Source organism: Algoriphagus sp. (assembly GCF_030694375.1).
Taxonomy (GTDB): domain Bacteria; phylum Bacteroidota; class Bacteroidia; order Cytophagales; family Cyclobacteriaceae; genus Algoriphagus.
Window position 1 is genome coordinate 510202 of sequence record NZ_JAUXYL010000038.1, and the last position, 26528, is coordinate 536729.

Below are 26528 nucleotides of genomic sequence, written 5' to 3' on the forward strand. Positions count from 1 at the left end.
ATTTATGAGACAGCCTCTTGTGGAGGAAAACGGATTCGAGCCGATAGCCAGTCCCGATGAATATCGGGAACCTCTCCGAAGGCATTCAGGGACGATCTAGCCAGCGCAGAGCTAAAATAAAAAAAAGCTTCAAATTTCTTTGAAGCTTTTAAAGTGGAGAATATCGGATTCGAACCGATGACCCCTACACTGCCAGCGTAGTGCTCTAGCCAACTGAGCTAATCCCCCTAACGGAGTGCAAATATAGAACGGTAATCCTTCCTCGCAAATAAATCTTTACTCGTTTCCGTAATTTATCCGGGTCAGGATGCTTCTTCCTAGCGTAACTTCATCGGTAAACTCCAATTCCCCGCCAACAGGTATTCCTCTTGCGATGGTACTGACTTTCACACCGGTTTCTTTTAGCCGCTTACCTAAGTAAAATGAGGTGGTATCTCCCTCCATCGTGGCCGAAAGTGCCAAAATAATTTCTGAAACATCTCCAAGCGTGACTCGCTTGATGAGGGTTTCAATTTTAAGTTCTTCCGGACCGATTCCTTGAATTGGGGAGATCACTCCTCCCAATACATGATAAAGTCCCTGATATTGGTTGGTATTTTCGATGGCTAACACGTCTCGGATATCTTCCACAACGCAGATGATGGCCCGGTCTCTTCGATGGCTTTTGCATAAGCTGCATTCTACATCATCCGAGATGTTATGGCAGGTTTTGCAATATTGGATTTCCGACCTCATTTTGGTGATGGAGAGTGCCAAAGCTTCTGTCACCACTTCGTTTTGCTTGAGAAGATGTAAGGCAAGCCGAAGCGCTGTTTTTTTGCCAATACCGGGCAAGCGAGAGATCTCTGTTACCGCGTCTTCAATTAATTTGGAGGGGAAGTTCAAGGAATTTCAGTTTATAAGATAGCTGCTTGAATCCCTGCATCAAGAATAGCCTCACACATGGGCTTCAATTCTTCTTTCGACCCTTTTTTGACAGCGCACTTTCCTTTATAATGGATCACAAGGGTACATTGCTCAGCTTGCTCATGAGAATGTTTACATACTTTCATCAGAATATTGATGACATGCTCAAATGTATTGACATCATCATTGAAAACTACCAGATCCAATTCCTCCTGATCCAGCAATTCCTCCAATAGAATTTCCGACTCTTGGATGTAGGGAAGGGTGCTGCTTAAATGATTCATTTTGCAAAATTAAGAATAATAGACAACTTAGCGCGATACCTGAATTCCTTTATGAATCCCCAAATTGTCCTGTCAGTCATTTCGGCCTATTTCCTTTTACTTTTTTTAATTTCTTGGTACACATCGAGGCAAGTCACGGCTGATTCATTCTTTACAGGTGACAGACAGTCTCCGTGGTTTTTGGTCGCATTTGGCATGATTGGGGCCTCCCTTTCCGGGGTCACTTTTATATCAGTTCCCGGGGAGGTAGGTAATACTAACTTCTTTTACTTCCAGGTTGTTTTGGGATATACCTTGGGCTATTTCACCATAGCCAAAGTTTTACTTCCGCTTTACTATCGACTCAATCTAGTCTCAATCTATTCCTATTTGGAAGAGCGATTCGGATTTTGGTCTTACAAGACTGGTGCCTTTTTCTTTATCCTATCCAGAGCATTAGGATCTTCTTTGCGCCTTTATTTGGTTGCAAGCGTCTTGCAGTTAATACTTTTCGATTCACTTGGAATTCCTTTTTGGGTTTCTGTTTTGATTACAGTGGGACTGATCTGGCTTTACACGTACCGTGGAGGAATTAAGACTGTGGTGTGGACTGACACACTACAGACTTTTTTTATGCTTGCGGCTGTGATCATTACCATTTTTTATATCGGGAATGAATTGGGGATAAAAAGCCTTGGGGACTATGTCTCTTCAGTAGCGAAGGATAGCCGTTCGGAGATATTCAACTGGGACTGGAAAGCTGGCACCAATTTCTTCAAGCAATTTATTTCCGGTGCATTCATCACCATCGTGATGACGGGACTCGATCAGGATATGATGCAGAAAAATCTGACTTGCAAGAATATCGGAGATGCCCAGAAAAACATGCTTTGGTTTACTGTCATTTTGGTGATTGTCAACCTGCTTTTCCTTTCGCTGGGGGTCATGCTCTACATTTATGCAGAGACTAAAGGAATTCCACTTCCTTCAAAGTCAGACGGACTTTTTCCCTTATTGGCAACACAGCATTTCTCGGCTTTCACGGGAATCGTATTTGTACTTGGGATTACTGCGGCGGCCTATTCCAGTGCCGATTCGACACTGACCGCCTTGACGACTTCATTTTGTATTGATTTTCTTCAGATCGACAGAAAATATGCACCTGAAAAAAGAGTCAGTATCCGCAAAAAAGTCCATATTCTTTTTACCGCACTGATGTTTTTTATGATTTTGGGCTTTTACTGGCTAAATGATCAAAGTGTGATCAATTCGGTATTTATCATTGCGGGATATACTTACGGGCCATTACTCGGGCTGTACTCTTTTGGACTTTTCACCAAGCTGAAAGTCAAAGACCGCTTTGTTCCCTACATCGCAGTGGCCGCTCCAATTATTACTTTTATCATCAGTCAAAATTCCGAAAAATGGCTTTGGGGCTACAAGTTTGGTTTTGAGGCGCTGATCTTAAATGGAGCTTTGATGTTTTTGGGACTTTTTTTGCTGCGCAAAAAGGATTAAAGGCCAAGTTCCTTTTCAGGATCCCAAAAAACAGTTTCGAAGTTTTTGACTTGGTCGTTTTCAACGCTGACCCCATCAGCCTCGAGTAATTCCTGCATTCTGGTGGAGGTTGCGAAATGGTGTTTTCCCGTGAGTAAGCCCTGTCGGTTGACTACGCGCTGTGCTGGCACATCAGTCATCGTATGTGCGGCATTCATGGCATACCCCACCATTCTCGCCCCACTTTTTAACCCCAAATAATGCGCGATCGCTCCATAACTCGTGACTCGTCCGCGGGGAATTTCCCGAACTACCTGATAGACCAAATCGAAATAGTTAACCTTGTCTGTGCCCATGGTTCCATTGTATCAAAGCTTGATTGATTTCTTTTTTCACAAGAATTTCTGTGGGTTTTTCCCCTGTTTTGATCGGGAATTGAAATCTTACCAAGAAGGTTTCGGCCTTTCTTTCAATCACATTCAATTGAGCTCCTTCGGCAAAGACGATATCCGGATATTTTTTTAGCAGTTCGGAAAGACTTTCCTCCAGTGCATTTAAATGGATTTCATTTTTCGAGGAGATCTCGATATCAAAAATCACCTGGTGCGTATTGTTTTTGGAAAAATTGACCACATCAGTAGTCAAAGCCATGGTGTTTGGAATTAGGATAATTTCTCCTGAATCATTTTTCAAAACCAAATTTATCAGCGTGATGTCTCTTATGAAACCAATATGGCGTCCAATTTGGATTTTATCTCCGATCTCCAGCTGATCGGAAAACATCATGATCAGCCCATTGACGATATTGGTAATGTATTCTTTGGTTAATAATGCAATCGCTGCCGCGACGATTGTAATGCTGGTCAAAAACTCCAAAGGCCTGATTCCGAAAACCAACATCAAACAGATCAACAGTGCAAAACTTGTGAGTATTCCGGCAATCCGGTCGATTCCCAACATGAAATTGGGCTGCACTTTGTTGTCCTCCCGCTGTCGTAAATAAATTCTCAGAGTAATAATTCGACCCAGGGAAATGATCAAATTAGCACTGAGGAGGAAAATTAGAGCACGGATGATCCGGTTAATAATTTCATATTTTTCAAGAAAAGGGCTCAAAAAGGTCTCCCCTTCATAAAAAATTTCCAAAATAATCAGCAAAAGAAGCTTTATGGCAAAGTTTCTTTTCCGGATATTCTCTTTGACTTGGATGCTGCTTTTGAGATGATTCATGTTTCAATCGAAAAATAAAGCCTAATTTTAGCAATTATCAGAATGAAATCAGACCAAACATGAGCAGAAATATATTAATTACCGGTGCAGCGGGAGGTCTTGGTAGGGCTGTTGTAGATAAATTCAAGCGGGAAGGGTATCATGTCATTGCACTGTTGAGACCGGATCATGATGAGTTTGTAGAGGAAGCGGATGATAATTATGAAGTGGACGTCACTGACGAAGCTGCAGTTTCAGAGTTTGTGAAAGAGTTTCAGATGCAGTATAACGATCTGGATGCGATGGCAATGATCGTAGGAGGATTCTCAATGGGAGCTATTGATTCGACTTCTGAAAAAGACATTCAGGCTATGCTTCAGTTGAATTTTTTCAGCGCCTACAATATGGTGAGGGGTTTTCTTCCCTTTATGAAAAAACAGCAAAGAGGCACCTTCCTTTTTGTCGGGGCAAGACCGGCCTTGGAATTGCAAAGTGCCAAAGATACCATTGCCTATTCGTTGAGTAAAAAACTGGTATTGACACTTGCCGAAATTCTTGCTGAGGAAGTGAAAGACACTCAAATCCGTAGCCATGTCTTTGTTCCAAGTATCATTGATACCGAAGCCAATCGTGAGTCCATGCCTGATGCAGATTTTTCGCTGTGGGTGAGTGCCAAAGAAATTGCTGAGGCGATGCACTACGCGGTTAATAATTCAGCGTTGAGAAATATGACTTTCAAACTTTACGGAGGCGTTTAAAGTATACATGCCATGACCAAAAAAATTCTTCTTGCAGGCCTTTTTGGTCTGTTTTTCTGTATCCAAGCTTTCTCCCAGACAGAGGAGGAGCAGGTTGAAGCTGTGATAAAAAGTCTTTTTGACGGAATGAGATCAAAAAATGCGGATCAGGTGGCTGCCTCTTTTTCCAAAGATGCGCTGATGCAGACCGTCATTTCTAAACCCGAAGGAACTGAAGTGGGCAGTAATGCCGTGGCTGATTTTGTGAAACGAATCGCTACCACTCCGGCAGAAACCCAACTGGACGAACGAATACTTGACTATCAGATCAAAATTGACGGGGAGATGGCCGCTGCTTGGACTCCCTACCACTTTTACGTTAATGGGAATTTTAGCCATTGCGGCGTAAATTCCTTCCAGCTCGTGAAAATGGCCAGTGGCTGGAAAATTGTTTACATTATCGACACCCGAAGAAAAGAATCCTGCGAAGGCTAAATTTTATGAACGAATTCAAATCAAAAGTCTATCAGACAGCCCTGTCTCAACTGAAACAAAAAGAAGCATTGCTAAGTCAGGAGCGAAAAAACATTATAGAGAGCATTCTGGAAGAAGAAAAAAACAGCGCTGGAGATAAATACGAGACTAGCCGTGAGACGATCACCCAGGATCTGAATACAATTGAGAAGCAGATAAAGCAGAGCAAAATGGACCTGGATGAGCTCTACAGACTCCAGGCAATCAAAGACACACCTGTTTCTGTACAGGAAGGAGCATTAATCAAACTCGGAGCTGATTGGTTTTTGCTGGCCATCAGTATAGGACAGGTAAATGTGGACGACACTAAGGTTTTTTTGATGAGTAAAAACTCACCACTTGGTGAGCTTTTAATTGGAAAGAAAAAGAAAGAACAGGTAAACTTTCGAGGGAAAATGATGTCGATCGAGGAATTGGTCTGATCAGATTTAGTCTTTTTTGGGGATGAAGCTCATCAGTTCAATGGTGCCGTCCATTAGGATGAGTCTGCTCTTTTCTACCGAGAAATTCTTGACATTGTCCATAGCCGAAATAAACGCAGTATCAGAAGTGCCGCGGCACGCTTTTTTTGTAATTGCACCGGGATCGAGTAGTAGTCCCATCCCTTCCAGGGAGAACGTGCCCGAAAAATTGTTGCAGCCTGCAAATCCTGCCAGCCTCCCTTCTTCCAAAAATGAAATTAAAGGTGATCCCAGGCTGAACTTGCTAATGTCAAGGTCTCCTTTAAAACTGGATAATATCCATGTTTTCCCGATGAGCAGATTGGGATTTGCCAGGTTGGAAGATCCGCTACAGCCAATGAAGAGCAGGATCAAAATACTGAGTGAAAAGATGCGTACTTGTTTCATGAAACCTTAAAGTAGGAGTTGCCTTTAAGGTACTAAAATCTCGCTGAAATCGAGGCTGCCTGAGGAAGACAGGACCGGGATAGACTATTTTGCCTCTGAAATACAAATCACAGATCCATTGAATAGGCTCAAATCTGTTAGTTTAAATTCAAAAATATCCTTTGGTGAATTATCAAATGGTTAATATTTCGAATTTAATCCTGAGAAAATTTTAAAAAAATCTCAGATCTCTATGAGTTTGTTTGGTCAAACCGTTTTTTCGCTGTAAGATTGTCCAGTCAATCTTCCAGTCATGGTACTTGCAGCAAAATATTTTTCACATTCAAATGCGCTTCCAACCTTGGAAATGCATGCTGCTGTTTTTTTCACAATGAACACCGGAATGACCACCATGATTACGGGGTGACCCGTCGTCATCTTTAATTACTCGCCCTCAGAGGCCTCCTTGGCCAAATTTTAATTTCCAGCATTAATTTCATTATACTTTATGAAAATCATCAAGTTTGGAGGTTCATCCGTAGCGAACCCTGAAAACATCCGAAAGGTATTTGCAATCCTTCAAGACAAGCTCAAACAACATGAGATTGCAGTCGTTTTTTCTGCTTTTGGCGGAGTTACAGAAAGCCTTCTCACCATTGCAAGATTGTCCAGAGAGGGGGATCAGGCTTATAGAGATCTTTTACAAACCCTGGAGGAGAAGCATCTCGACATTGTACGACAGTTGATCGCAGTCCAAAATCAATCTACTGTAATGACGTATGTCAAAGTGCGCTTTAAGGAGTTGGAGGATCTTTTTCACGGAATTTATCTCATCAAGGAAAATTCCGCACGCACGCTGGACTACGTAGCGAGCTTTGGAGAGCGGCTTTCTTCATTTATTTTGGCGGAAGCTATGGCTGGTAAAGGCATCAAGACGCAGTTTGTAGATGCGAGGGATGTCATCCGGACAAATGATCGTTTTGGTCAGGCCAGAGTCGACTATGAGGTGACCTATGCTCAGATCAAAGATTATTTTTCAAAAAATGACGGGGTAAAGGTCATTACAGGATTCATTGCGTCTACAGCCAAAGGTGAGACTACCACACTTGGAAGATCGGGCTCGGATTACACGGCAGCGATTTTTGCTGCGGCTTTGGAAGCGCAGGATCTGGAGATCTGGACGGATGTCTCAGGTGTATTGACTGCCGACCCAAAGTTGGTTTACACCGCCTTCACTATTCCACAATTGAGTTATAATGAGGCGATGGAGCTTTCCCACTTTGGAGCGAAAGTTATTTTCCCTGCGACTATGCAGCCTGCGATGCGAAAAAGCATCCCAATCTATATCAAAAATACGTTTGAGCCGGAGAATGCAGGTACGCTCATCAATGGCGAAGTCAGTCATGGTGCCTTGATCAAAGGAATCAGTTCCATGTCCAATATTTCAATCGTGACAGTCCAAGGGGCAGGATTGATGGAGGGTGGAGCTACAGTCAGCCGGGTGTTTAAGGCTCTTGCGGAAGCCAAGGTGAATATTTTATTGATTTCTCAGGCCTCTTCCGAACATAGCATTTGTCTGGCGATCAAAACCCATGAAGCCTATCAGGGTAAAGAGGCAATTGAAAAAGAGTTTTTCTACGAAATCAAGTCCGGAGAGATGGATGAAGTATCGCTGCTTCATGGATTGGCAACGATAGCGGTGGTAGGAGAAAACATGAAACAAAATCCCGGAGCCTCCGGACGGATGTTCCGGGCCTTGGGAAGAAATAATATCAACGTAGCCGCAATTGCTCAGGGAAGTTCGGAGCTGAATATCTCTGCTGTCATTCCTCAACCAGACTTGCAGAAGGCACTCAATGCGCTCCATGAAGCATTTTTCCTGTCAGAAAATAAAGTACTTCACGTCTTTTTGGTTGGGACAGGCCTTATCGGTCAAGCCCTGATTAAGATGATTAAGTCCCAGCAAAATAAATTGCTCCGAGCCAATGAATTGGACATTCAGATACACGGTTTGGCCAATAGCCGTTTCATGGCTTTTAACGAGGATGGATTTGATCTGAAAAATCCACATCAATTGAACGAATCCGATCAAAAAATGAATCTGGATAAGTTCATCCAAACGATGGAAGAGATGAATTTCTCCAACTCGGTATTTGTGGATTGCACTGCAAGTTTGGAAGTAGCTGATACCTATTCCCGAATACTGGAAGCAAAGGTTGGAATCGTCACGCCGAATAAAAAGGCCAATTCCGGTTCAATGGATCAGTATCGCGCATTAAAACGAATTGCCAAACGGCGGGGAGTGAATTTCTTATACGAAACCAACGTAGCGGCCGGACTGCCTGTGATCAATACGCTGCAGGATTTGATGCTTTCAGGCGATCGGGTAATTCGAATAGAAGCCGTATTGAGTGGCTCAATGAATTTTATTTTCTCTGAACTGGAAAACGGGGCTCCTTTTTCAGAAGTCGTAAAAATCGCAAAGGAAAAAGGCTATACCGAACCAGATCCCCGAGATGACCTCAGTGGAATGGATGTGGCTCGGAAAATCCTTATCCTAGGTCGTGAAGCAGAACAGGAATTGGAATTTGATGACATTACCATCCAAAGTATGGTTCCGGCAGATTGTCGGACGACATCTTCCGTGGATGAATTCTTCGAAAAGCTAAAAGGACACGATGTTGATTTCGCCAAGCTTCTAGCGGATGCCAAGGCAAAGGGAGAAAAGCTCCGCTTTATGGCAACATTGGAAGACGGGAAAGCCAAGGTCGGCTTGAAGTCATTGCCAGAGTCACATCCTTTTTCCAGTCTGAAAGGAAGTGACAACATGATTTTGCTGACTACGGAACGCTACCACGATCGACCGATGATCATCCGTGGTCCGGGTGCTGGTGCGGACGTGACTGCCGCAGGTGTATTTGCTGATGTGATCCGAATCGGTAACTATACTCGGGAATAATGCAATCGGTCCAAGCTTTTGCTCCCGCCACTGTGGCCAATGTGTCCTGCGGATTCGATATTCTCGGATTTGCCATCGATGCGATGGGTGATGTAGTTGAAGTCCAACTCAAAGATGGGCCAGGACTGCGTGTTATTTCCATTGAAGGGGACGGAGGCAGGCTACCTTATGAGGTTGAAAAAAATACCTGTACCGTTGCGATTCAAGCGATGTTGGATGAATTGGGGCAGGAAGTAGGGATGAATATCATACTGAAAAAAGGACTGCCTTTGGGCTCAGGAATGGGTTCCAGTGCAGCTAGTGCAGTTGCGGCTTTGGTGGCAGCAAATCATTTACTTGGTGAGCCTTTTGAAAAGAAAAACTTGCTTCCTTTTGCGATAGCAGCTGAAAAAGCAGCTTGTGGTGCAGGTCATGCGGATAATGTCGCTCCGAGTTTGCTTGGTGGATTTGTCTTGATTCGGGATTACCATCCTTTGGATGTGATCAAACTACACGTGCCCCAAGGCTTGCACTGCACCTTGCTTCATCCGCATTTTGAATTGAAAACCTCCGATTCCCGGTCGGTTTTGAGAGATTCGGTGTCCTTGAAGCATTCCACAATACAATCGGGCAATGTGGCTGGACTGATTGCAGGATTGTTTCAGGAAGACTTTGACTTAATCGGCCGATCGCTTCGGGATGTAATTGCCGAACCTTATCGCGCTACTTTGATCCCCGGTTTTTACGAAGTGAAGGAAGCTGTAAAAGCTGCCGGAGCATTGGGAATGGGGATTTCGGGTTCAGGCCCTACACTATTTACACTTTCCAAAGGGGCAGAAGCCTCCGAATCCATCATCAAAGCCGCACAGGAAGTCTATGATGCCATCGGTCTTGGAGTAGATACCTACCACTCTGCTATCAATATCCGAGGAGCATACGTCCTCGAATCCACCTAATTTATGAAGTACTTCAGCACTAATAATCCGAATCATAAAGTTTCGCTATCTGAAGCAGTCATCAAAGGCCTTGCTCCTGATAACGGTCTGTATATGCCAGAGCGAATCCCTGTTTTGCCAAAAGAATTGATTGAGAAATTCTCTCAAATGAGTTTTCAGGAAATCGGTTACGCTGTGATTGGAGCTTTATTTTCTGAGGATTTGAGCGAAAGTCAGATCAGGGAATTGGTCGATCATACATTGACCTTTGATGCGCCGCTTGTGGAAGTTGAAGAGGATGTCTACAGTTTAGAGTTGTTTCATGGACCGACATTGGCGTTCAAAGACTTTGGTGCACGGTTTTGCTCCAAGTTGATGAGCATGTTGGTTGAAAAATCAAGCAAAACCCTTCGAGTGCTTGTGGCGACTTCCGGAGATACCGGAAGTGCTGTAGCCAATGGTTTTTTGGGAGTAGAGGGGGTGGAGGTTATTATACTTTTTCCGAAAGGAAAAGTCAGCCCCCTACAGGAAAAGCAGTTTACGACACTGGGTCAAAATATCACGGCTTTGGAAGTGGATGGAGTTTTTGATGATTGTCAGACATTGGTTAAGCAGGCTTTTTTGGATGCAGACTTGAATAAAAAATTACTCTTGACCTCTGCCAATTCCATCAATATTGCACGATGGATTCCGCAGTGTTTGTACTATTTCTATGCGTATTCAAGACTTCTGAAAAATGGAAAAAAAGTTGTTTTCGCCGTACCAAGCGGGAATTTCGGTAACCTGGGTGCGGGAATTTTAGCGGAGCGAATGGGCTTACCAGTCGATCATTTCGTCGCCGCGACGAATGTAAATAAAATTGTGCCGGACTACCTTCAAGGTGCCGGATTCCAGCCACAGCCGTCGATACAGACAGTGTCCAACTCCATGGATGTAGGTAATCCAAGCAATTTTCCAAGATTGGGATCACTCTATCGCGGAGACGAAAATGTTTTCAGAGAGAAGGTGAAGGGCTATTTCTACGACGACGAAGAGACGGTGCAGGCGATTCAAAAAGTTCAACCTCAGGGATATACTTTAGACCCGCACGGCGCTGTGGGGTATTTGGGTTTGAAAGAGTTTAGGAATGAATATCCCGGCTATGTCGGGGTATTCTTGGAAACAGCGCATCCCGGAAAATTCCGTGATGTAGTGGAAGAAGCTTTGGGTGAAAAATTGATTCTGCCCGAGCGATTGGCAGCTTTTCTGGAAGGCGAAAAAAAGGTAATTGAGCTAGGAAAAAGCTTTGAGGAGTTTAAGGAGTTTTTGGAGGGCTTGGATTGAAAATTTGATTAATGATATTATGATTATCCGCAATTCTGCCAGTAAGAAAAAATAAGCCAGAAAAATAGCGGATAATCGTCCACAGACGACTGTAAACAGTCCACACCTGTGCGCCGTGGCGTAGCTCGTTTTTTGGAACTTCAAACCTTATTTTATTTTGCTACTGGTAAGAAAGCGGACATACATAAATGATAGCATCACGACTTTAATCAATTGAAACACAAAAATATTCTTGAGTCTTTTTTCCGCGACTTTACTATTTTCGAGTGTTCCCAAACCGATTTTATTTATGAAATATTCATTTCTCTTTTTGGTGGCCCTTGGTTCTGTCTTCTCGTGTTCCCAGCCAAAAGATGAAGTTCAAGTCGAAGCTGAACCTGAAGTCTCTAAATTTCTTCATAAAGCCTTAGTAGAAAAGATCTACACAGCCGATCCCTCGGCCCATGTTTTTGAAGGGAAAATTTACATTTATCCGTCTCATGATACCGAGACAGAAGTAGCGGAAGATGACATGGGTTCGCACTTTGACATGAAGGATTACCATGTTTTTTCGATGGAAAAGCCTGGCGCTGCAGTTACGGATCATGGTGTTGCACTCAAGTTGGAGGATGTTCCTTGGGCAGGTCGGCAGCTCTGGGCACCGGATGCGGCTGAAAAAGATGGGAAGTACTATTTGTATTTTCCTGCAAAGGATAAAAATGATATTTTCAAGATTGGAGTGGCTGTTTCAGATCGGCCTGAAGGACCTTTCAAAGCTGAACCAGAGCCTATAAAGGGTACTTTTAGCATGGATCCGGCAGTATTTCAGGAAGGGGAAGAATACTATATGCTGTTTGGTGGAATTTGGGGTGGTCAGCTTCAGTGGTACGACGATCAGAAATTGGTAGCAGGAAGAAAAGGTCCTACAGATGGCCTTCCGGCAGCTGGAGAAAAAGCCTTAATGCCTTATATCGCCAAGCTCAGAGATTCAATGAAAGACTTGGCAGAAAGGCCAAAAGAACTCTTGATCCTCGATGAAAGTGGTGAACCGATCAAAGCTGGGGACAATAACCGAAGATTTTTTGAAGCAGCTTGGATGCACAAGTATAAGGGCAAGTATTACTTGTCTTATTCCACGGGAGACACACATTTCATCGCTTATGCGATTGGAGATAATCCATATGGCCCGTTTACTTATCAGGGAAACGTCTTAGATCCAGTAGAAGGCTGGACCAATCACCATTCGATTGTGGAGTTTGAAGGCAAGTGGTATCTCTTCTACCACGACACGGAATTATCGGGAAAAACGCCACTCCGAAATATTAAAATGGCTGAGCTGATCCATCAGGAAGATGGTAAGATTCAAACGGTCAAGGCTATGAGGTAAAATAAAGCAGAGATTTCTGCTTTATTTTTTTCGCTCGATAGTGTAGCTCACCAAATCGCTCAGAGATGATTTGTATTCGGAATCAGGGAAATCATTCAAAATCGTCAAGGCTTCCTGATAGAATCCGTCCATTTTTCCTTTGGCGTAATCCAAGCCACCGCTCTTTTTTACAAAATCAATTACTTCATTGACGGCTTTTTTATCCTCAGAGCGGTTTCGAATTAGATAAATGATCTTTTGCTTTGTCAGCCAATCCGTATTTCTAAGTGCATAGATCAGCGGCAAGGTCATTTTTTTCTCCTTGATATCGATCCCAACAGGCTTACCTATTTCATCCTCTCCAAAGTCAAAAAGGTCATCCTTTATCTGAAAAGCCATCCCTACTTTCTCTCCAAAAAGGCGCATTTTTTCAATTGCTGAATCATCATTTCCTACGCTGGAAGCCCCAACTGAACAGCAGGAAGCAATCAAACTCGCGGTCTTTTTCCGGATGATATCATAGTATACTTCCTCATCCACGTCCAGTTTTCGCGCTTTGTAGCTTTGGAGGAGTTCACCTTCCGACATTTCTTTGACAGCGTTGGACACGATGCGAAGAAGATGAAAGTCCCCATGATCCACGCTCAACAACAGCCCACGCGAGAGTAGGTAGTCACCGACTAAAACTGCGATTTTGTTTTTCCAAAGGGCATTAATTGAAAAAAAGCCGCGTCTGTAGTTGGCATCATCGACAACGTCATCATGTACAAGTGTTGCTGTATGCAGCAATTCAATCAATGCCGCTCCACGATGCGTCGATTCGTTTATTTCACCGCATACCCCTGCTGTCAAAAAAACGAACATAGGTCGCATCTGCTTGCCTTTTCGCTTGACGATGTAATTGGTGATGTGGTCCAGAAGCTTGACCTTACTTTTCATGAAGTTTCTGAACTTATGCTCGAACTGGGCCATTTCGGCTTCGATGGGGACTTGTATTTGTTTGAGGTCTTTTTTCATCAGTGAATGATGTCGTAAAAATAATACCCTTTCGTTCTTGGGCAAGGGAATCTCTTCATACTGTTCATCAAACACTGTGAATTTGAGAATCGTTTTCGGTTTTTTTGTAATTTGTATCAATCACCCCTAATTCTAAACCAAATACAGCCTGAACATGATGAAAAGTATTAAAATTGAAATTAAATGGGGAATCCTCTTTGTCCTTGTTGGATTGATTTGGATGGTTTTCGAAAAAGCGATGGGATGGCATGATGTTCACATCGATAAACATGAAACATACACGTTGTTTATGGCCCCGATTGCCATATCAATCTATGTTTTTGCCCTTCTGGACAAAAAACGGAATTTCTTCGGAGGAAAAATGTCCTATAAGCAGGGTTTTATTGCCGGATTGATAATTACGCTGGTAGTGTTCCTGCTCAGCCCACTAAGTCAATACATCACGAGCACATATATTACTCCGGATTATTTCAATAATGCTATCGATTATTCTGTTTCCTCCGGAAAAATGGAGCGGCAGGCAGCGGAAGATTATTTCAATCTTCAAAGTTACATGATGCAGTCGATGATAGGAGCTGCGATAATGGGATTGATAACTGCAGCGATTGTTGCATTTTTTGTCCGCACAAAATCCTGACTACTTGCCCTTTCTAATAGTATTCAGTTAGAAAGGGCAATTTAGCTATCTTTAGGACCTTTTCTAACCTACATTCCACCTTGGACGAGAAATACATAAAGCATCGGTATGCCCCCATTATTCCCAGCAAGGATGAATGGCCGGTGGTGAAATTGGCCAGAGAGCGAAAAGAATTTGTAAAAAAAGTGGCAGATCTGGCTGAAGCTAGGGTTTTGGGATTGACAGGGAAAAATCCCGAGATCATAAAGGAAGAGTTGGAAACTACCCTTTACCGCGAAAAACTGAGGATAAAGCAAAACCCTTGGGCGGTCGATCCCGATGATGAGAATTCTTTTTGGAGCGAAGTGAAATCTTCCTTGCTCCAAATCAATACGGATTTATCTCTGGATAAAAGCAAAAGATTTCAAGCCTACCAAAAAGTACTTCATCGCATCACCTCCCGTTATGCGGAGGAGATCGCTTCTAATTTTAAAGCATCCCATTACAAGTTTACCAGAAGTGTGGTGACCTATGGTTTTTCCCGTTTGCTCAATGCAGCACGGGTGAAAGGCATTAAGTCTATTTTCAGTAATCAATATACACTTCAGGATAAAATCCAGATTACGGGACAAACAGATCAGATACGGGATTTGGCAACAAAGGGAACGATCGTGATGGTTCCGACCCATTTCTCCAACCTCGATAGCATTTTGATCGGGTGGATCATCTCGGTATTAGGCATGCCGCCATTCATTTATGGTGCAGGCATGAATCTTTTCAATATCTCTATTTTTGCCTATTTCATGAATGCCTTGGGCGCGTATAAAGTCGATCGGAGAAAGAAAAATCTGATGTATTTGGAGACGCTTAAGACTTACTCCAAGGAAGCCATTCAGTTTGGTTGTCATAGTTTGTTTTTCCCAGGTGGGACTCGATCCCGAAGTGGAATGATCGAATCCAGACTTAAATTAGGACTATTGAGTACTGCTATCGAAGCTCAACGGGCAAATTTTCAGAATGGATTCAATGATAGTTCAGGGAAAATTTTCATCGTTCCTGTGACGATCAATTACCATTTTGTGTTGGAGGCTCCGAGTTTGATCCGGGAGCACCTGAGCATCACCGGGCAGGAGCGATACTATAAGGAAAACGACGAATTCTCAACCTCTTATAAGATCTCCAAGTTTTTGCTGAAATTCTTCACCAAAGGCTCTGACATCTCAGTTTCCATCGGTCGGGCGATGGATGTGCTTGGGAACTACGTGGATCAGGATGGGAAAAGCTTGGATAAGCGTGGGAGACAAATTGAAACCAGGGATTATTTTATTTCGGATGGGAAAATCACGGTAGATCAGCAACGGGAAGAAGAGTATACCCATATGTTGGGAAAGCGAATTGTGGAAGAGTTTCATAAAATCAACCGTGTATTCAGTTCCCATTTAGTCGCCTTTGTAGCATTCGAATCCATCAAAGCCAAGAATAACAAGCTGGATATTTTTGACCTAATCCGATTGCCCGAGGAGGATATTTCCATTCCCTATGAAGAATTTAAAACAGCTTGTCAGTTGGTAATGGATCGGGTTTTAGAGTTAAAATCTCAGGGAATGATTGACATTGCTCCACATATGAAAAGGTCCATGGATGAGATCATTACTCATGGCATTGACAATGTGGGGATGTATCATGCTAAGCGTCCTTTGATTAGGGATAAGCAAGGTGATATCGTTACCGAAGACATGAGCTTGCTTTATTTTTATCACAATAGACTTCACGGATATGGCCTTGAGAAACTCTTCTAAAACCAAGAGAATTGGTGTAGTAGGCGTTGGGAGCTTTGGAACTGCCATTGCCAATATGCTTGCTGAAAAAAATGAAGTCATGGTCTACGCCCGGAAAGAAGAGGTCGTTGAAGAAATCAACACTGTCCATCGTACTTCCGGTCGGGAAATTCATCCGAGTATCCGCGCTACTTTCAGTCCTGAGGAACTTTGTAAGTCGTGTAACATTCTTTTTTTCATGATCCCTTCGGCAGCCTTTCTGGAAGTTGTCAGGAATTTTGGACCATTTCTATATCCTTATCATTTGATTATTCATGGCACCAAAGGTCTTGCATTGAATCTTGGTAAAGGTGAAAGTCTGGATACAGTCCAAAAGCTGAAAAGAAGTCAAATTCTCACCATGAGTGAGGTGATCTTGCAAGAGACTGTAGCCGTCAGAGTTGGTTGTCTTGCAGGTCCTAATATCTCAAAAGAACTGAGCGTGGGCTTTCCTGCAGCAACTGTTATTGCTAGTAAGTACAATGAAGTGATTTTGGAAGGGCAGCGATTACTTCGTTCTGAAAAATTCCAGGTATATGGTAATTCAGACATCATCGGAGTAGAACTAAGCGGGGTTTTGAAAAACATAATTGCCATTGCTGCCGGCGCTTTGGCAGGGTTGGGATTGGGTGAAAATGCAAAAGGATTGCTGGTCTCCCGAGGAATGGTGGAAATGGTACACTTGAGTAAAGCACTCGGGGGCAGTGTCCAATCAGTGATGGGATTGGCTGGAATCGGAGATTTGGTGACTACCTGCAATTCAGTTGATTCCCGGAATTTTACCGTAGGGTTTAGACTGGCAAAGGGTGAGTCGCTTGATCAGATTTTAGCTTCCATGGATGAAGTGGCAGAAGGGATTAACACAATTCGAGTGATGGACGCTTTTATAAAAACTGTGGGTATCCGTGCTCCAATTACCGAGAATCTTCACCGGGTGCTTTTCGAAGACTTGGCGATAGAGGATGCACTTCAATTTCTAATGAAGTATCCATTCAGCGTAGATGTGGACTTTGTTTAGGAAATAGCTTTGAATTAGAATATGGGAATAGGCTATCTGGCGAAAGAAGAAATCTAGCATGATCCCGGATTTTCAGAGGATCACACACTGGGCTGATTGAAGCCCTCTTAGTCATTTATGACGCTGGCAAAAGTTTGATCAGTAATCCCGTCCCCTCGGTGATGGCATAGATGAAGCCATCCGGACTTTGAGAAACTTGTCTCACTCGACCGATGCCGGGCAGTAATTTTTCTTCGCCGGTTGCCTTTGTACCATTCATTTCGACTCGGGAGATGTGTGTTCCTGCCAGTGCTGCCACCAAGATGTTGCCTTTCCAGGCAGGATATTTATCTGAGGTGACCAAGGTCATTCCACATGTAGCGATAGAAGGTACCCAATACTTCACCGGTTGTTCCATTCCTTCTTTTTCGGTGATATTGGTGATCGGAGTGCCGTTGTAGTTTTGGCCATAGGTAATCACTGGCCAACCGTAATTTTTTCCTTTTTCGATCAGATTGAGTTCATCACCTCCCATTGGGCCGTGCTCTACGGACCATATCCGATTGTTAGTTTGGTCGTAGATCATTCCCTGAGGATTTCTATTGCCATAGGTCCAGATGGATGGTACTGCATTAGCGGTATTCACAAAGGGATTATCTGCCGGGATTCTACCGTCGTCGTGAATCCGATGAACTTTACCATGTGAATTGGTAAGGTTTTGTGCGTTATTTTGACTTCCTCTTTCTCCGTTGGTGAAATAGAGGAATTTCTGATTGTCAAAAACGATCCGGCTTCCATAGTGAGTGCCTCCATTCCATGCCGGAGTTGTCACGATAAGTTCTTCAAAAGATGCCACCGTATTTCCATTCAACTTGAATCGCGCAACAGTAGTGGCTCCACCACCAGGCACGGGTTTGGCATAAGCTATATAAATCCAACCGTTTTGGGCAAAGTCGGGGTGTACTGTGATATCCAATAGGCCTGCTTGTCCATTAGCATAGACAGCCGGTAAGCCTTGGATTTTTTGCCCGGTGTATTTGTCATCTTTGAAAATAAGGATTTCTCCTTTGCGCTCTGTAACCAGCATTTTTCCATCACCAATCCAAGTCATACCCCAAGGGTTCTGAAAAGCTGAATACAAGGTATCTACCTTAACTGTTAATTTTTCGGTTTTGGTCGTGAACTTTATTTCAGTGATTGACTCGTTTGGGGTTCCATCTTCATCTTTTGGAGTACAGGATTTGCCGAGGGTTGAAATTCCCATAATGAGCAGTAATGGTAGAAATCTTTGGATCAGGTTCATATTCAATGAGGTAAAAGTGTACATCTTCTAAACGACGAAAAGTGTCTTGTAGTTTTTGATGTTAATTTCCTTGGTATAAATGGTCAGATTCGAGGAATGAATGAACTATCTACGAAATTTAGTCTCGGAAAGATTGGACAAAAAAAAAGACTTCATGGTTTCCCACAAAGTCTTTCTTCTGGTTTCTTTAAATATTATCTGATTGGCAAAAGCTTCACCATCAGCCCGGTCGCTTCGGTGATTGCATAGATATATCCATCAGGGCTTTCAGCCACCTGACGTACCCGTCCGATATCCTGAAGGAGTTTTTCTTCGCCCACATAGGTAGTTCCATTCAATTCAACACGTGCAATATGCTGTTTTGCAAGTGCCGCTACGAGAATGTTCCCTTTCCAAGTTGGGTATTTGTCCGAAGTGACTAGCGTCATGCCGCAAGTAGCGATAGAAGGAACCCAGTAATGCTTGGGTTGCTCCATTCCTTCTTTCTCGGTGATGTCAGTGATAGGCGTTCCATTGTAATTTTGACCGTAAGTGATCACCGGCCAGCCGTAGTTCTTTCCTTTTTCGATCAAGTTCAGTTCATCGCCTCCCATTGGTCCATGTTCTACTTCCCATATTCGGTTGTTTACTTTGTCATACACTAATCCCTGAGGATTTCGGTTGCCATAGGTCCAGATGGAGGCCACAGCGCCTACTGAATCAACGAATGGGTTGTCCGAAGGGATAGTTCCGTCATCTTTCACGCGATGAATTTTCCCATGTGCGTTAGTCAAATCCTGGGCATTCATCGGGATATTTCCTTTGTCTCCATTGGAGAAATAAAGGAATCCGTCATTGTCAAAGATGATCCTACTTCCAAAGTGACGTCCACCTTTCCACGAAGGCCCGGCCGTGATTAAGTCTTGCTGATTTACAGCTGTGTTTCCTTCTAGCTTGAATCGCATGATAGTAGTAGCGGCAGTGCTGTCTTCGAAGTGTTTTGCGTAAGCGATATAGATCCATCCATTTTCGGCAAATTTTGGATGAAGTGCGATATCAAGTAATCCAGCCTGATTCACATTATGCACGGCAGGAAGCCCCTGGATTTTTTCTCCGGTGTATTTGTCATCCTTGAATATTAGGATTTCACCTTTTCGCTCTGTGACCAGCATTCTTCCATCGGGAAGCCAGGTCATTCCCCAAGGGTTTTCAAGCTCGCTGTAAAGGGTATCCACTTTGATCAGCAACTTATCCGTTTGGGTAGCGAAGGTTTCGTCAATCGGTTCAACAGCGGGTTCTTTTGGTCCGCATGAGGTCCAAAGCGAAATCGTACCGGCCAAAATTGCAAGAGTAAGATAATGTTTGTTTGAAGACATAGTTTCAGGATTTTTCGACCTCTAAGGTAAAGCGAAAGATCCAGAATCAGAATAAAATCTTGTTTAACGGCTTAAAGTGTTGATTTCCGATTCGGAAATTCGAAATAATTCCTCGGCTTCTTCCACCATGTGTTTTGAACCGATCAAAAGGGGAGTCCGCTGATGGAGTGATTCCGGCTGAATATCCAAAATTCGATTCTCCCCGTCACTTGCTTTTCCGCCTGCCTGCTCAATAATAAAAGCCAATGCATTTGCCTCATAGAGGAGTCGGAGCTTTCCGCTTGGGTTGTTAAAAGTAGCAGGATATAGGTAGATGCCGCCTTTGAGCAAATTGCGATGAAAATCCGCCACCAAACTCCCAATGTATCGGGATTGGTACTTTTTTTCTTTACAATCCTTCACAAAAGACTTGACTCCGGCTTCCCACTCCAGTTCCAATCCTTCATTAATGGAGTAAATCTTTCCTGTTTCGGGAGCCTTGATGCTGGGATGAGAAAGAAAAAATTCTCCTAAACTTGCCTCGTAAGTGAAGCCGTTTACACCACATCCAGTGGTATACACCAGCATGGTCGAAGAACCATAAAGCACATAGCCGGCAGCCACTTGTTGATTTCCCGGCTGCATCACATCTTCTGTGGTGATCGGACTCCCAACTGGAGTTTTTCTTCTATAAATCGAAAATATAGTTCCTATGCTGATATTCACATCGATATTAGAACTGCCATCCAAGGGATCAATGGCGACAACATACTTACCTGAGTTGTTTTGTAGATCGATGACACAATCCTCCTCTTCCGAAACAATAGCGCAGACTTCGCCGCCTTTGCTGAGTGCCCGCATAAATCGAATGTTGGCGATCACGTCCAATTTTTGTTGCTCTTCTCCTTGGACGTTGGTTTGTCCGAAAGCACCGCCGATATTTGACAATCCGGCTCTGTTGGTTTCGCGATTTACTATCTTCGAAGCAAGTGCAATGTCTCTCAAAATTTGGGAGAGCTCTCCTGATGCAAAGGGGAAATCACTTTGCTTGAGTTTGATAAATCTGTCTAGGGTCACGCCTACTGAATAGGCTAAGTTTCCCTGATTTGGCTGATACGGGTCAGTTTTCATTATTTGAAAAATGCAATTATTGGGTTTATACTTCCGAAAAGTACGGATTATTTCTTATGACAAAAATTCAAATTTATAAATTTGGCGGTGCTTCTGTCAAAGATAGCCTTGCGGTTAAAAACCTAGCTGAAATTCTTCGTAATCGATTGCGGAAAGATATGATAATTGTCGTTTCTGCGATGGGGAAAACCACAAATGAACTTGAGGCGATCTTGTCAAAAAAGCTTCAAGGAGAAGGTTTTTCATGGAATAGTGCAATTTTGAAAAACTTTCACCATGCGATTTGTCAAGAACTTTTCCCAGCGGCTCATCCTATTTTTTCCCAGCTTGACAATCTGTTTACTCAGCTTGACAATGATTTGGAGAAGCCCTTAAGTAGACTGAATTACGACGAATACTATGACAGGATTGTGGGTTTTGGAGAGTTGGTTTCTTCCCGTATTGTGGCGGAATTTTTATGCCACCAAGAGTTGATCGTACTATGGAAGGATGCCAGAGAAGTCATTCATACTGATTCTTACTTTCGCTTCGCTAAAATTGACTGGGAAAAAACTAAAAAATCTGCCCAAAAAATATGGAAACCACTACTTGCGGGATTCCCGATTTTGACCCAAGGGTTTATTGGATCTGATTCCAAAGGAAAGCCTACCACCTTGGGGAGAGAGGGATCGGATTTTACAGCTGCAATCTTGGCGACCAGTTTGGATGCAAGTTCTGTTACGATTTGGAAGGATGTACCTGGAGTGCTAAATGCGGACCCAAAACTTTTTCCGAATACCAGGAAGTTTGAGGAATTGGGCTATCAGGAAGCAGCTGAAATGACCTATTTTGGAGCTTCTGTAATTCATCCTAAAACGATTAAGCCCCTCGCCAACGCCAAAATTCCGCTTTTTGTCAAATCGTTTCTTGATCCTGAGGCCGCTGGAACTAAAATTCATGAAAATGCGCCTGCTCATCAGGTTCCGACCATCGTTCTCAAAAAGGATCAAGTCCTGGTAAGTTTCAAGGTAACTGATTTCACCTTTATAGAGGAAAAGCACATTCATCGTGTCTATGAGCAATTGCAAGAATTGAAGCTTCGGGTGAATATGCTTCAGCTTTCGGCAATCAGTATTTCGATCGTGATTGATGTTCAGCTTTTCAAATTGGAGCAATTACTCGAAAAGCTGAAATCTGAATTTGAAATTCGATACAATGAAGGATTGGAGCTCTTGACGATTCTGCATCATAAGCAGGATGAGATCGGTGCCTTCTTAGAAGGATATGAAGTCCTTTTGGAGCAAGCTTCTCGAAACACGTTCCAGGTAGTACGCAGAAAAATGTAATCCTGAAGTATCGATCTCTTGTTGTCTTAGCCTTTTCCCAAATGAAATTTCTATCTTGAGGAAATCAAACCCAAAACCTCTTAAACACTATGAACTCAAGAAGAATATTTCTTCGCAGAGCTGGGCTCTCTGGCTTGGCCTTAAGTCTCCCCTTATCACAAACACTAGCTGCTATGGAATCTCAAAAAGACGATAAAATTCTCCGAGTGGCCATCATGGGACTAGGTAGCTATGGTAGTAGAGTAGCTGAAGCGATGGTGAATTCCAAACGGGCAAAATTAGTCGGCTTGGTCAGCGGCACACCTTCTAAAGTCGAGACTTGGAAGCAGAAATATGGCATCCCAGACAAAAATTGCTACAATTATGAGAATTTTGATCAGATCAAAAATAATCCAGATATCGATGCAGTCTATGTGATTACTCCTAACTCTTTGCATAAACCTTATTCCATTCGCGTAGCCAAGGCAGGTAAGCATGTGATCTGCGAAAAACCCATGGCGCTCAATGCGGCCGAAGGTCGGGAAATGGTAGCTGCGTGCAAGACTGCTGGAGTTCATTTGTTGGTTGGCTATCGAATGCACTTTGAGGCTAAAACCATGGAAGTGGTGCGTCAGCAGCGTGCCGGAGAATTTGGTAAAACTTTGTTTTTTCAGGGACTGAGCGGATTTATCATCGGTGATCCTACGCAATGGAGATTAAATTATGAGCTAGCTGGGGGAGGCTCGATGATGGATATTGGAATCTATTCCATCAACGGTGCGCGCTACATGCTGGGCGAGGAGCCGATCTGGGTGACTGCTCAGGAAGTAAAAACCGATCCGGTCAAATTCAAGGAAGGCGTGGATGAGACGATCACATTCCAGATGGGATTCCCCTCAGGAGCAGTGGCTTCCTGTCTTTCCACTTATGCGCTGAATAATCTGGATAAGTTTTACCTGAATGGGACCAAAGGTTTTGCCGAAATGCAGCCATCCACAGGTTACGGACCAATCAAAGCCTGGACGAATAAAGGCCCAATCGAAGCCGAACATGTGACTCACCAGACCACTCAGATGGACGAAATGGCAGCGATCATTTTAGATGGGAAAAAGCCGATGATTCCCGTAGATGGAGAAGAGGGTCTGAAGGACTTGGTGATTGTAGATGCGATTTATGAGGCGATGAAAACCGGGAAAAAGATTAAGCTAGCTTAAAGTTTCAGTTCCAAAGTCAATTGCATGAACACCAAAGTTTGCCATTTCCCAAACTTGAAACCTACTTCCGGCATCCGAGCGACCTCCTTGAATCCAAATCTTGCATGAAATCGATAGCTACCTGAATTTTCTGAATCCATTCCAGCGATCATCACATGATAACCTTTGTCGCTTGCGATTTGAATCAACTGTCGCATCATTTCAGAGCCCAAGCCTTTGCCTTGGGCTTTTTTATTCAAATAAATGGAGTGCTCAATGGTTTTGTTGTATCCGGGTTTGGCGCGGAACTTTCCAAAAGTCGCATAGCCAAGAACTTCTCCATTTACTTCGCCAACTAAAATTGGGAACCCCTCTTGGATTTTCACCCCAAACTGACTGGTGATTTCTCCCAGTGATTTGGGTTCATAGTCGTAGTTGTGTGCTGTATTCAGGATGGAATCGTTGATAATTTCCAGAATTGCCGGCGCATCACTTTCCTGATAGTTTCTGATCAAAAAAGACATTATTGGAAGTGCTTGATAATTTTTTCAATTCCTGGGAGATAAGCAACCCCAAAAAGGTTTAAATGAACCAGTAAGGGGTACAGATTGTAGATCCCGATTCGGCTTTCGAAGTCAGGTTCCAAAGGGTTAATTGATTCGTAGGCTTCATAAAACCGCGAGTCAAAACCTCCAAACAACTTCGAAAAGGCCAAATCCATTTCCCGATGTCCAAAGTAAACCGCCGGATCGATCAGACAAGGCTTTCCTTCCTGATCGCAAATCACATTTCCCGACCAAAGATCTCCATGAAGTAAGGAGGGCTTTTCTTTGGGGAGAATAGAATTCATTTTTGAGTAAATAGTTTGGAATTTTTTCAGAAAATCCAGTGGAATCAGTCTGTCAAAATATGCTTTTCCAAGCATGGGCTCTAATCTTTGTTTGATAAAAAAATCCGGCCAATTGTCATGTTGATCGTTTTTTTGGTGCAATGATGCGATGAAATTGTCGGAATCTAACCCAAACTGTTTGCTGTGGGTCAGGTGTAGTTGGGCAAGTCCCAATCCCAAATCTTCCCAATAATCCAACTGCTGCCTGGATGTTGGTATAAATTCTGAAAGCAGATAATTGTAATCTTCAACTTGACCGTATCCATAGGTTTGAGGCACTTTTAGAAAGGTGGCCTTTCGTAACTTTTGAAGTCCTTCAGATTCCTTTGCAAAAATGTCTGGCTCGTGATTGAAATTAAGTTTGAGGAAAAAAGTGCCTTCTGAGGTGTCTAACTTAATCCCCTGATTTTGATTTCCGGCAGCAATTAAAACGGCGGAATTCAACTGGGCCATTGGGCCCAACGTTTCAAAAATTACTTGTTGGTAGATTTCATGCTGATCAAGCATAGATCTGGTGAACCTCTTTGATCTTGGTAAGAAACTCATCGATAGATTGATTCAGAATTTGATAAATCTCCTCAAACCCCTCTTCTCCACCATAATAAGGATCCGGGACAGACAATCCTTCCCAGCCTACTACAAAATCACGCATCAAGTAAATCGTCTTATCGGAGAAATTGTACCGAATTTTCAGGTTGTTGAGGTTACGCAGATTATTGTCATCCATGGCGATGATATAGTCAAAATCCCTAAAATCAGTTCGATTGACTTGTCTCCCTCTGTGATTGATTTTAAGACCTTTTTGTTGAGCACATTTAATCGACCGTTCGTCGGGGAGTTCTCCAATATGAAAGTCGGATGTCCCTGCGCTGTCAGACTGAAATTGATGTGATAATCCTAAGGCTTGAGTCTTTTGGTTAAAAATAGCCTCAGCAAGCGGGGAACGACAAATATTGCCTAAACAGACGAATAGAACTTTGATCATTTTAATAAATCAACTTTTACCGAAGGTTGGATTTCTAAAAAAAGATAGTCTTGAAATTACTTATTTTAGGAGTAAATGCATAAGCGCAATTTCAATTTTATTCATTTTTTTTTCATTCGTTCTTTAATCCATCCTTCCTTTTTAAGAAAAAATGAGGATTTGTAATTGAATGGTTATTTTTGAGGGATGAATTTGATTTACCGCTTCGTTTTATTTTTGGTCACGGGGATTTTGAATCTTTTCAGTCCATTTTCTGCAAAGCTGAATCATTTTTTGGAAGGAAGAAAATCTGTATCAGAAAAACTTAAAAAGTTTCGGGTCTCTTATTCTGGACCTATTGCCTGGTTTCATGTGGCTTCTTTGGGGGAATTCGAACAGGCCCGACCTGTAATCGGTAAATTAAAAATGAAACGGCCCGATCTGGCAATTGCTGTAAGTTTTTTCAGTCCTTCAGGTTTTGATCATGTGGTTAAAAAAATCCAACTGAATGTTGACTTCATCACCTATTTGCCGCTTGACCGAAAAAGTTTTGCGGAGCAATTTATTGATCTTTTGAGGCCTGAACTCGTTTTTTTTGTCAAATACGATCTTTGGTTTCACCACATCCAGGCTTTGAAAAAAAGACAAATCCCAGTGTATTTGATTGCGGCAAGCTTAAGGGAGGATCAATCTTTTTTTGGAATTTTGGGAGCTTTTTTTCGGCAGAATCTCTTTGCAATGGACTGGATTTTTACTCAAAATGAAAAAAGTATCCAGCTATTAAGGTCGATTGGGTTCACTCATGCGAGTCTTGCCGGGGATACCCGCTTTGACAGGGTCGCCGCTACCGCATCTTCTCCGAAATCTCTTCCAGACATTAATGCTTGGATAGCTGAGAAACCGGTCATAGTGATCGGATCGGCTTGGGAAGAGGATATGGATCTCCTGATTCCCCTGATTAATTCCCGCCCAAATTACAGGTGGATTATTGCCCCGCATGACTTGAGTGACGCGGTCATGGATCGTTGGGCAACTCGGATTCAGTTGGAGTCAAAAAAATATTCAGCTTGGAAATCATCTGATTCGAATGCTGTCCTTTTTATTGACAATATCGGGATGCTGTCTTCACTGTACCAATTTGCCAGAGTGGCCTATGTCGGTGGGGCGTTTGGAAAAGGGCTACATAACATTCTTGAGCCTCTGGGTTTTGAGGTCCCGGTAATTTTTGGGAAAGTTAAAAAAGCTTCGAAGTTTCCAGAGGCTGAACAAAGCGAACTGGAAGGCTGTGGCTTTTCAGTGAGTAATGAAAAAGAGCTTTTTGAGCAATTTAAAAGGTTGGAGGATCTCGATTTTTATGAAAAAGCAGTTTATTCCGCTCAAAAATGGGTAAAATCGAACCTTGGCGCGGCAGATCGGATTATTGAAAAAATTTAGCCTTTGATTTCAAAA

26 protein-coding genes and 1 tRNA gene are annotated in these 26528 nt (G+C 43.0%); 14 read left to right on the forward strand and 13 right to left on the reverse strand.

Annotation, left to right across the window (positions count from 1 at the left end):
- Positions 1 to 154 precede the first annotated feature (154 nt).
- The 3 genes from Q8M62_RS14090 to Q8M62_RS14100 all read right to left on the reverse strand — a co-directional run bounded on the left by Q8M62_RS14090 (position 155) and on the right by Q8M62_RS14100 (position 1190).
- A tRNA-Ala gene (locus Q8M62_RS14090) sits at positions 155 to 228 on the reverse strand.
- Between the two features lie 48 nt (positions 229 to 276).
- Positions 277 to 885, reverse strand: coding sequence for a recombination mediator RecR (gene recR, locus Q8M62_RS14095; RefSeq protein ID WP_304899949.1), 609 nt, complete (start codon positions 883 to 885; stop codon positions 277 to 279).
- Between the two features lie 11 nt (positions 886 to 896).
- Entirely contained in the window at positions 897 to 1190 is a 294-nt protein-coding gene (locus Q8M62_RS14100; protein ID WP_304899948.1) for an ATP-dependent Clp protease adaptor ClpS, read from the reverse strand.
- Between the two features lie 51 nt (positions 1191 to 1241).
- On the opposite strand from Q8M62_RS14100, the gene Q8M62_RS14105 reads away from it, so the two are divergent.
- Complete coding sequence (locus Q8M62_RS14105) at positions 1242 to 2687, forward strand: sodium:solute symporter (protein WP_304899947.1); 1446 nt, start codon at positions 1242 to 1244, stop codon at positions 2685 to 2687.
- On the opposite strand, the gene Q8M62_RS14110 is transcribed toward Q8M62_RS14105, so the two are convergent.
- Both Q8M62_RS14110 and Q8M62_RS14115 read right to left on the reverse strand, forming a co-directional pair.
- A complete protein-coding gene (locus Q8M62_RS14110; protein ID WP_304899946.1) occupies positions 2684 to 3022 on the reverse strand; it encodes an MGMT family protein in 339 nt (112 codons plus the stop codon). The two genes, Q8M62_RS14105 and Q8M62_RS14110, sit on opposite strands and share 4 nt — an antisense overlap.
- Entirely contained in the window at positions 3003 to 3896 is an 894-nt protein-coding gene (locus Q8M62_RS14115; protein ID WP_304899945.1) for a mechanosensitive ion channel family protein, read from the reverse strand. The genes Q8M62_RS14110 and Q8M62_RS14115 overlap by 20 nt, the downstream gene beginning before the upstream one ends.
- Positions 3897 to 3955: 59 nt before the next feature.
- Here Q8M62_RS14115 and Q8M62_RS14120 point away from each other — a divergent pair, with 59 nt between their 5' ends.
- Genes Q8M62_RS14120 through Q8M62_RS14130 form a run of 3 tightly spaced genes read left to right on the forward strand, consistent with a single transcriptional unit; the run spans position 3956 to position 5568 of the window.
- Positions 3956 to 4633, forward strand: a complete 678-nt coding sequence (locus tag Q8M62_RS14120) for an SDR family NAD(P)-dependent oxidoreductase (RefSeq protein ID WP_304899944.1) — start codon at positions 3956 to 3958, stop codon at positions 4631 to 4633.
- Between the two features lie 12 nt (positions 4634 to 4645).
- The gene (locus Q8M62_RS14125; RefSeq protein WP_304899943.1) at positions 4646 to 5107 is read left to right on the forward strand and encodes a nuclear transport factor 2 family protein; all 462 of its coding nucleotides are present in this window, start codon (positions 4646 to 4648) and stop codon (positions 5105 to 5107) included.
- 5 nt (positions 5108 to 5112) lie between these two features.
- On the forward strand, positions 5113 to 5568 hold the full coding sequence (locus tag Q8M62_RS14130; RefSeq protein ID WP_304899942.1) for a hypothetical protein: 456 nt from the start codon (positions 5113 to 5115) through the stop codon (positions 5566 to 5568).
- 6 nt (positions 5569 to 5574) lie between these two features.
- On the opposite strand, the gene Q8M62_RS14135 is transcribed toward Q8M62_RS14130, so the two are convergent.
- On the reverse strand, positions 5575 to 5994 hold the full coding sequence (locus Q8M62_RS14135) for an META domain-containing protein (RefSeq protein WP_304899941.1): 420 nt from the start codon (positions 5992 to 5994) through the stop codon (positions 5575 to 5577).
- Between the two features lie 487 nt (positions 5995 to 6481).
- Here Q8M62_RS14135 and thrA point away from each other — a divergent pair, with 487 nt between their 5' ends.
- The 4 genes from thrA to Q8M62_RS14155 all read left to right on the forward strand — a co-directional run bounded on the left by thrA (position 6482) and on the right by Q8M62_RS14155 (position 12535).
- Positions 6482 to 8932: a bifunctional aspartate kinase/homoserine dehydrogenase I gene (gene thrA / locus Q8M62_RS14140; RefSeq protein ID WP_304899940.1), complete on the forward strand. Its 2451-nt coding sequence runs from the start codon at positions 6482 to 6484 to the stop codon at positions 8930 to 8932.
- Positions 8932 to 9867, forward strand: coding sequence for a homoserine kinase (locus tag Q8M62_RS14145; RefSeq protein ID WP_304899939.1), 936 nt, complete (start codon positions 8932 to 8934; stop codon positions 9865 to 9867). Before thrA ends, Q8M62_RS14145 begins: the two co-directional genes overlap by 1 nt.
- 3 nt (positions 9868 to 9870) lie before the next feature.
- Positions 9871 to 11169: a threonine synthase gene (gene thrC, locus Q8M62_RS14150; protein WP_304899938.1), complete on the forward strand. Its 1299-nt coding sequence runs from the start codon at positions 9871 to 9873 to the stop codon at positions 11167 to 11169.
- A gap of 289 nt (positions 11170 to 11458) precedes the next feature.
- Positions 11459 to 12535: a glycoside hydrolase family 43 protein gene (locus Q8M62_RS14155; RefSeq protein ID WP_304899937.1), complete on the forward strand. Its 1077-nt coding sequence runs from the start codon at positions 11459 to 11461 to the stop codon at positions 12533 to 12535.
- Positions 12536 to 12556: 21 nt separating this feature from the next.
- On the opposite strand, the gene Q8M62_RS14160 is transcribed toward Q8M62_RS14155, so the two are convergent.
- The gene (locus tag Q8M62_RS14160) at positions 12557 to 13531 is read right to left on the reverse strand and encodes a polyprenyl synthetase family protein (RefSeq protein WP_304899936.1); all 975 of its coding nucleotides are present in this window, start codon (positions 13529 to 13531) and stop codon (positions 12557 to 12559) included.
- Between the two features lie 154 nt (positions 13532 to 13685).
- On the opposite strand from Q8M62_RS14160, the gene Q8M62_RS14165 reads away from it, so the two are divergent.
- The 3 genes from Q8M62_RS14165 to Q8M62_RS14175 all read left to right on the forward strand — a co-directional run bounded on the left by Q8M62_RS14165 (position 13686) and on the right by Q8M62_RS14175 (position 16982).
- Positions 13686 to 14168: a DUF4199 domain-containing protein gene (locus Q8M62_RS14165; protein ID WP_371134663.1), complete on the forward strand. Its 483-nt coding sequence runs from the start codon at positions 13686 to 13688 to the stop codon at positions 14166 to 14168.
- An 80-nt stretch (positions 14169 to 14248) separates the two neighbouring features.
- On the forward strand, positions 14249 to 15946 hold the full coding sequence (locus tag Q8M62_RS14170; RefSeq protein WP_304899934.1) for a 1-acyl-sn-glycerol-3-phosphate acyltransferase: 1698 nt from the start codon (positions 14249 to 14251) through the stop codon (positions 15944 to 15946).
- The gene (locus tag Q8M62_RS14175; RefSeq protein ID WP_304899933.1) at positions 15924 to 16982 is read left to right on the forward strand and encodes an NAD(P)H-dependent glycerol-3-phosphate dehydrogenase; all 1059 of its coding nucleotides are present in this window, start codon (positions 15924 to 15926) and stop codon (positions 16980 to 16982) included. The genes Q8M62_RS14170 and Q8M62_RS14175 overlap by 23 nt, the downstream gene beginning before the upstream one ends.
- Before the next feature lie 115 nt (positions 16983 to 17097).
- On the opposite strand, the gene Q8M62_RS14180 is transcribed toward Q8M62_RS14175, so the two are convergent.
- The 3 genes from Q8M62_RS14180 to fbp all read right to left on the reverse strand — a co-directional run bounded on the left by Q8M62_RS14180 (position 17098) and on the right by fbp (position 20729).
- Positions 17098 to 18264, reverse strand: a complete 1167-nt coding sequence (locus Q8M62_RS14180) for a PQQ-dependent sugar dehydrogenase (RefSeq protein WP_304899932.1) — start codon at positions 18262 to 18264, stop codon at positions 17098 to 17100.
- Between the two features lie 194 nt (positions 18265 to 18458).
- Positions 18459 to 19619 carry a PQQ-dependent sugar dehydrogenase gene (locus tag Q8M62_RS14185; RefSeq protein WP_304899931.1) on the reverse strand — a complete coding sequence of 387 codons (1161 nt, stop codon included), beginning with the start codon at positions 19617 to 19619 and terminating at the stop codon, positions 18459 to 18461.
- Between the two features lie 63 nt (positions 19620 to 19682).
- Entirely contained in the window at positions 19683 to 20729 is a 1047-nt protein-coding gene (gene fbp / locus Q8M62_RS14190; RefSeq protein ID WP_304899930.1) for a class 1 fructose-bisphosphatase, read from the reverse strand.
- Between the two features lie 56 nt (positions 20730 to 20785).
- Between fbp and Q8M62_RS14195 the strand changes: the two genes are divergently transcribed.
- A complete protein-coding gene (locus tag Q8M62_RS14195) occupies positions 20786 to 22054 on the forward strand; it encodes an aspartate kinase (protein ID WP_304899929.1) in 1269 nt (422 codons plus the stop codon).
- A gap of 89 nt (positions 22055 to 22143) precedes the next feature.
- Positions 22144 to 23247, forward strand: a complete 1104-nt coding sequence (locus tag Q8M62_RS14200; RefSeq protein WP_304899928.1) for a Gfo/Idh/MocA family protein — start codon at positions 22144 to 22146, stop codon at positions 23245 to 23247.
- Here Q8M62_RS14200 and Q8M62_RS14205 read toward each other — a convergent pair.
- The 3 genes from Q8M62_RS14205 to Q8M62_RS14215 are packed head-to-tail and all read right to left on the reverse strand — an operon-like array spanning position 23244 to position 25100.
- Positions 23244 to 23750, reverse strand: coding sequence for a GNAT family N-acetyltransferase (locus Q8M62_RS14205; protein ID WP_304899927.1), 507 nt, complete (start codon positions 23748 to 23750; stop codon positions 23244 to 23246). The two genes, Q8M62_RS14200 and Q8M62_RS14205, sit on opposite strands and share 4 nt — an antisense overlap.
- A complete protein-coding gene (locus Q8M62_RS14210; protein ID WP_304899926.1) occupies positions 23750 to 24622 on the reverse strand; it encodes a fructosamine kinase family protein in 873 nt (290 codons plus the stop codon). The genes Q8M62_RS14205 and Q8M62_RS14210 overlap by 1 nt, the downstream gene beginning before the upstream one ends.
- Positions 24615 to 25100, reverse strand: a complete 486-nt coding sequence (locus Q8M62_RS14215) for a low molecular weight protein-tyrosine-phosphatase (protein WP_092729708.1) — start codon at positions 25098 to 25100, stop codon at positions 24615 to 24617. Before Q8M62_RS14215 ends, Q8M62_RS14210 begins: the two co-directional genes overlap by 8 nt.
- A gap of 186 nt (positions 25101 to 25286) precedes the next feature.
- On the opposite strand from Q8M62_RS14215, the gene Q8M62_RS14220 reads away from it, so the two are divergent.
- Positions 25287 to 26513: a 3-deoxy-D-manno-octulosonic acid transferase gene (locus tag Q8M62_RS14220; protein ID WP_304899925.1), complete on the forward strand. Its 1227-nt coding sequence runs from the start codon at positions 25287 to 25289 to the stop codon at positions 26511 to 26513.
- Positions 26514 to 26528 lie beyond the last annotated feature (15 nt).

Bases quoted from the DNA above. Each gene is read 5' to 3' on its own strand.
- Q8M62_RS14100 (WP_304899948.1), bottom strand. From the start codon at position 1,190: ATGAATCATTTAAGCAGCACCCTTCCCTACATCCAAGAGTCGGAAATT.
- Q8M62_RS14105 (WP_304899947.1), top strand. From the start codon at position 1,242: ATGAATCCCCAAATTGTCCTGTCAGTCATTTCGGCCTATTTCCTTTTA.
- Q8M62_RS14110 (WP_304899946.1), bottom strand. From the start codon at position 3,022: ATGGGCACAGACAAGGTTAACTATTTCGATTTGGTCTATCAGGTAGTT.
- Q8M62_RS14115 (WP_304899945.1), bottom strand. From the start codon at position 3,896: ATGAATCATCTCAAAAGCAGCATCCAAGTCAAAGAGAATATCCGGAAA.
- Q8M62_RS14120 (WP_304899944.1), top strand. From the start codon at position 3,956: ATGAGCAGAAATATATTAATTACCGGTGCAGCGGGAGGTCTTGGTAGG.
- Q8M62_RS14125 (WP_304899943.1), top strand. From the start codon at position 4,646: ATGACCAAAAAAATTCTTCTTGCAGGCCTTTTTGGTCTGTTTTTCTGT.
- Q8M62_RS14130 (WP_304899942.1), top strand. From the start codon at position 5,113: ATGAACGAATTCAAATCAAAAGTCTATCAGACAGCCCTGTCTCAACTG.
- Q8M62_RS14135 (WP_304899941.1), bottom strand. From the start codon at position 5,994: ATGAAACAAGTACGCATCTTTTCACTCAGTATTTTGATCCTGCTCTTC.
- thrA (WP_304899940.1), top strand. From the start codon at position 6,482: ATGAAAATCATCAAGTTTGGAGGTTCATCCGTAGCGAACCCTGAAAAC.
- Q8M62_RS14145 (WP_304899939.1), top strand. From the start codon at position 8,932: ATGCAATCGGTCCAAGCTTTTGCTCCCGCCACTGTGGCCAATGTGTCC.
- thrC (WP_304899938.1), top strand. From the start codon at position 9,871: ATGAAGTACTTCAGCACTAATAATCCGAATCATAAAGTTTCGCTATCT.
- Q8M62_RS14155 (WP_304899937.1), top strand. From the start codon at position 11,459: ATGAAATATTCATTTCTCTTTTTGGTGGCCCTTGGTTCTGTCTTCTCG.
- Q8M62_RS14160 (WP_304899936.1), bottom strand. From the start codon at position 13,531: ATGAAAAAAGACCTCAAACAAATACAAGTCCCCATCGAAGCCGAAATG.
- Q8M62_RS14165 (WP_371134663.1), top strand. From the start codon at position 13,686: ATGATGAAAAGTATTAAAATTGAAATTAAATGGGGAATCCTCTTTGTC.
- Q8M62_RS14175 (WP_304899933.1), top strand. From the start codon at position 15,924: ATGGCCTTGAGAAACTCTTCTAAAACCAAGAGAATTGGTGTAGTAGGC.
- Q8M62_RS14180 (WP_304899932.1), bottom strand. From the start codon at position 18,264: ATGAACCTGATCCAAAGATTTCTACCATTACTGCTCATTATGGGAATT.
- Q8M62_RS14185 (WP_304899931.1), bottom strand. From the start codon at position 19,619: ATGTCTTCAAACAAACATTATCTTACTCTTGCAATTTTGGCCGGTACG.
- fbp (WP_304899930.1), bottom strand. From the start codon at position 20,729: ATGAAAACTGACCCGTATCAGCCAAATCAGGGAAACTTAGCCTATTCA.
- Q8M62_RS14195 (WP_304899929.1), top strand. From the start codon at position 20,786: ATGACAAAAATTCAAATTTATAAATTTGGCGGTGCTTCTGTCAAAGAT.
- Q8M62_RS14200 (WP_304899928.1), top strand. From the start codon at position 22,144: ATGAACTCAAGAAGAATATTTCTTCGCAGAGCTGGGCTCTCTGGCTTG.
- Q8M62_RS14205 (WP_304899927.1), bottom strand. From the start codon at position 23,750: ATGTCTTTTTTGATCAGAAACTATCAGGAAAGTGATGCGCCGGCAATT.
- Q8M62_RS14210 (WP_304899926.1), bottom strand. From the start codon at position 24,622: ATGCTTGATCAGCATGAAATCTACCAACAAGTAATTTTTGAAACGTTG.
- Q8M62_RS14215 (WP_092729708.1), bottom strand. From the start codon at position 25,100: ATGATCAAAGTTCTATTCGTCTGTTTAGGCAATATTTGTCGTTCCCCG.
- Q8M62_RS14220 (WP_304899925.1), top strand. From the start codon at position 25,287: ATGAATTTGATTTACCGCTTCGTTTTATTTTTGGTCACGGGGATTTTG.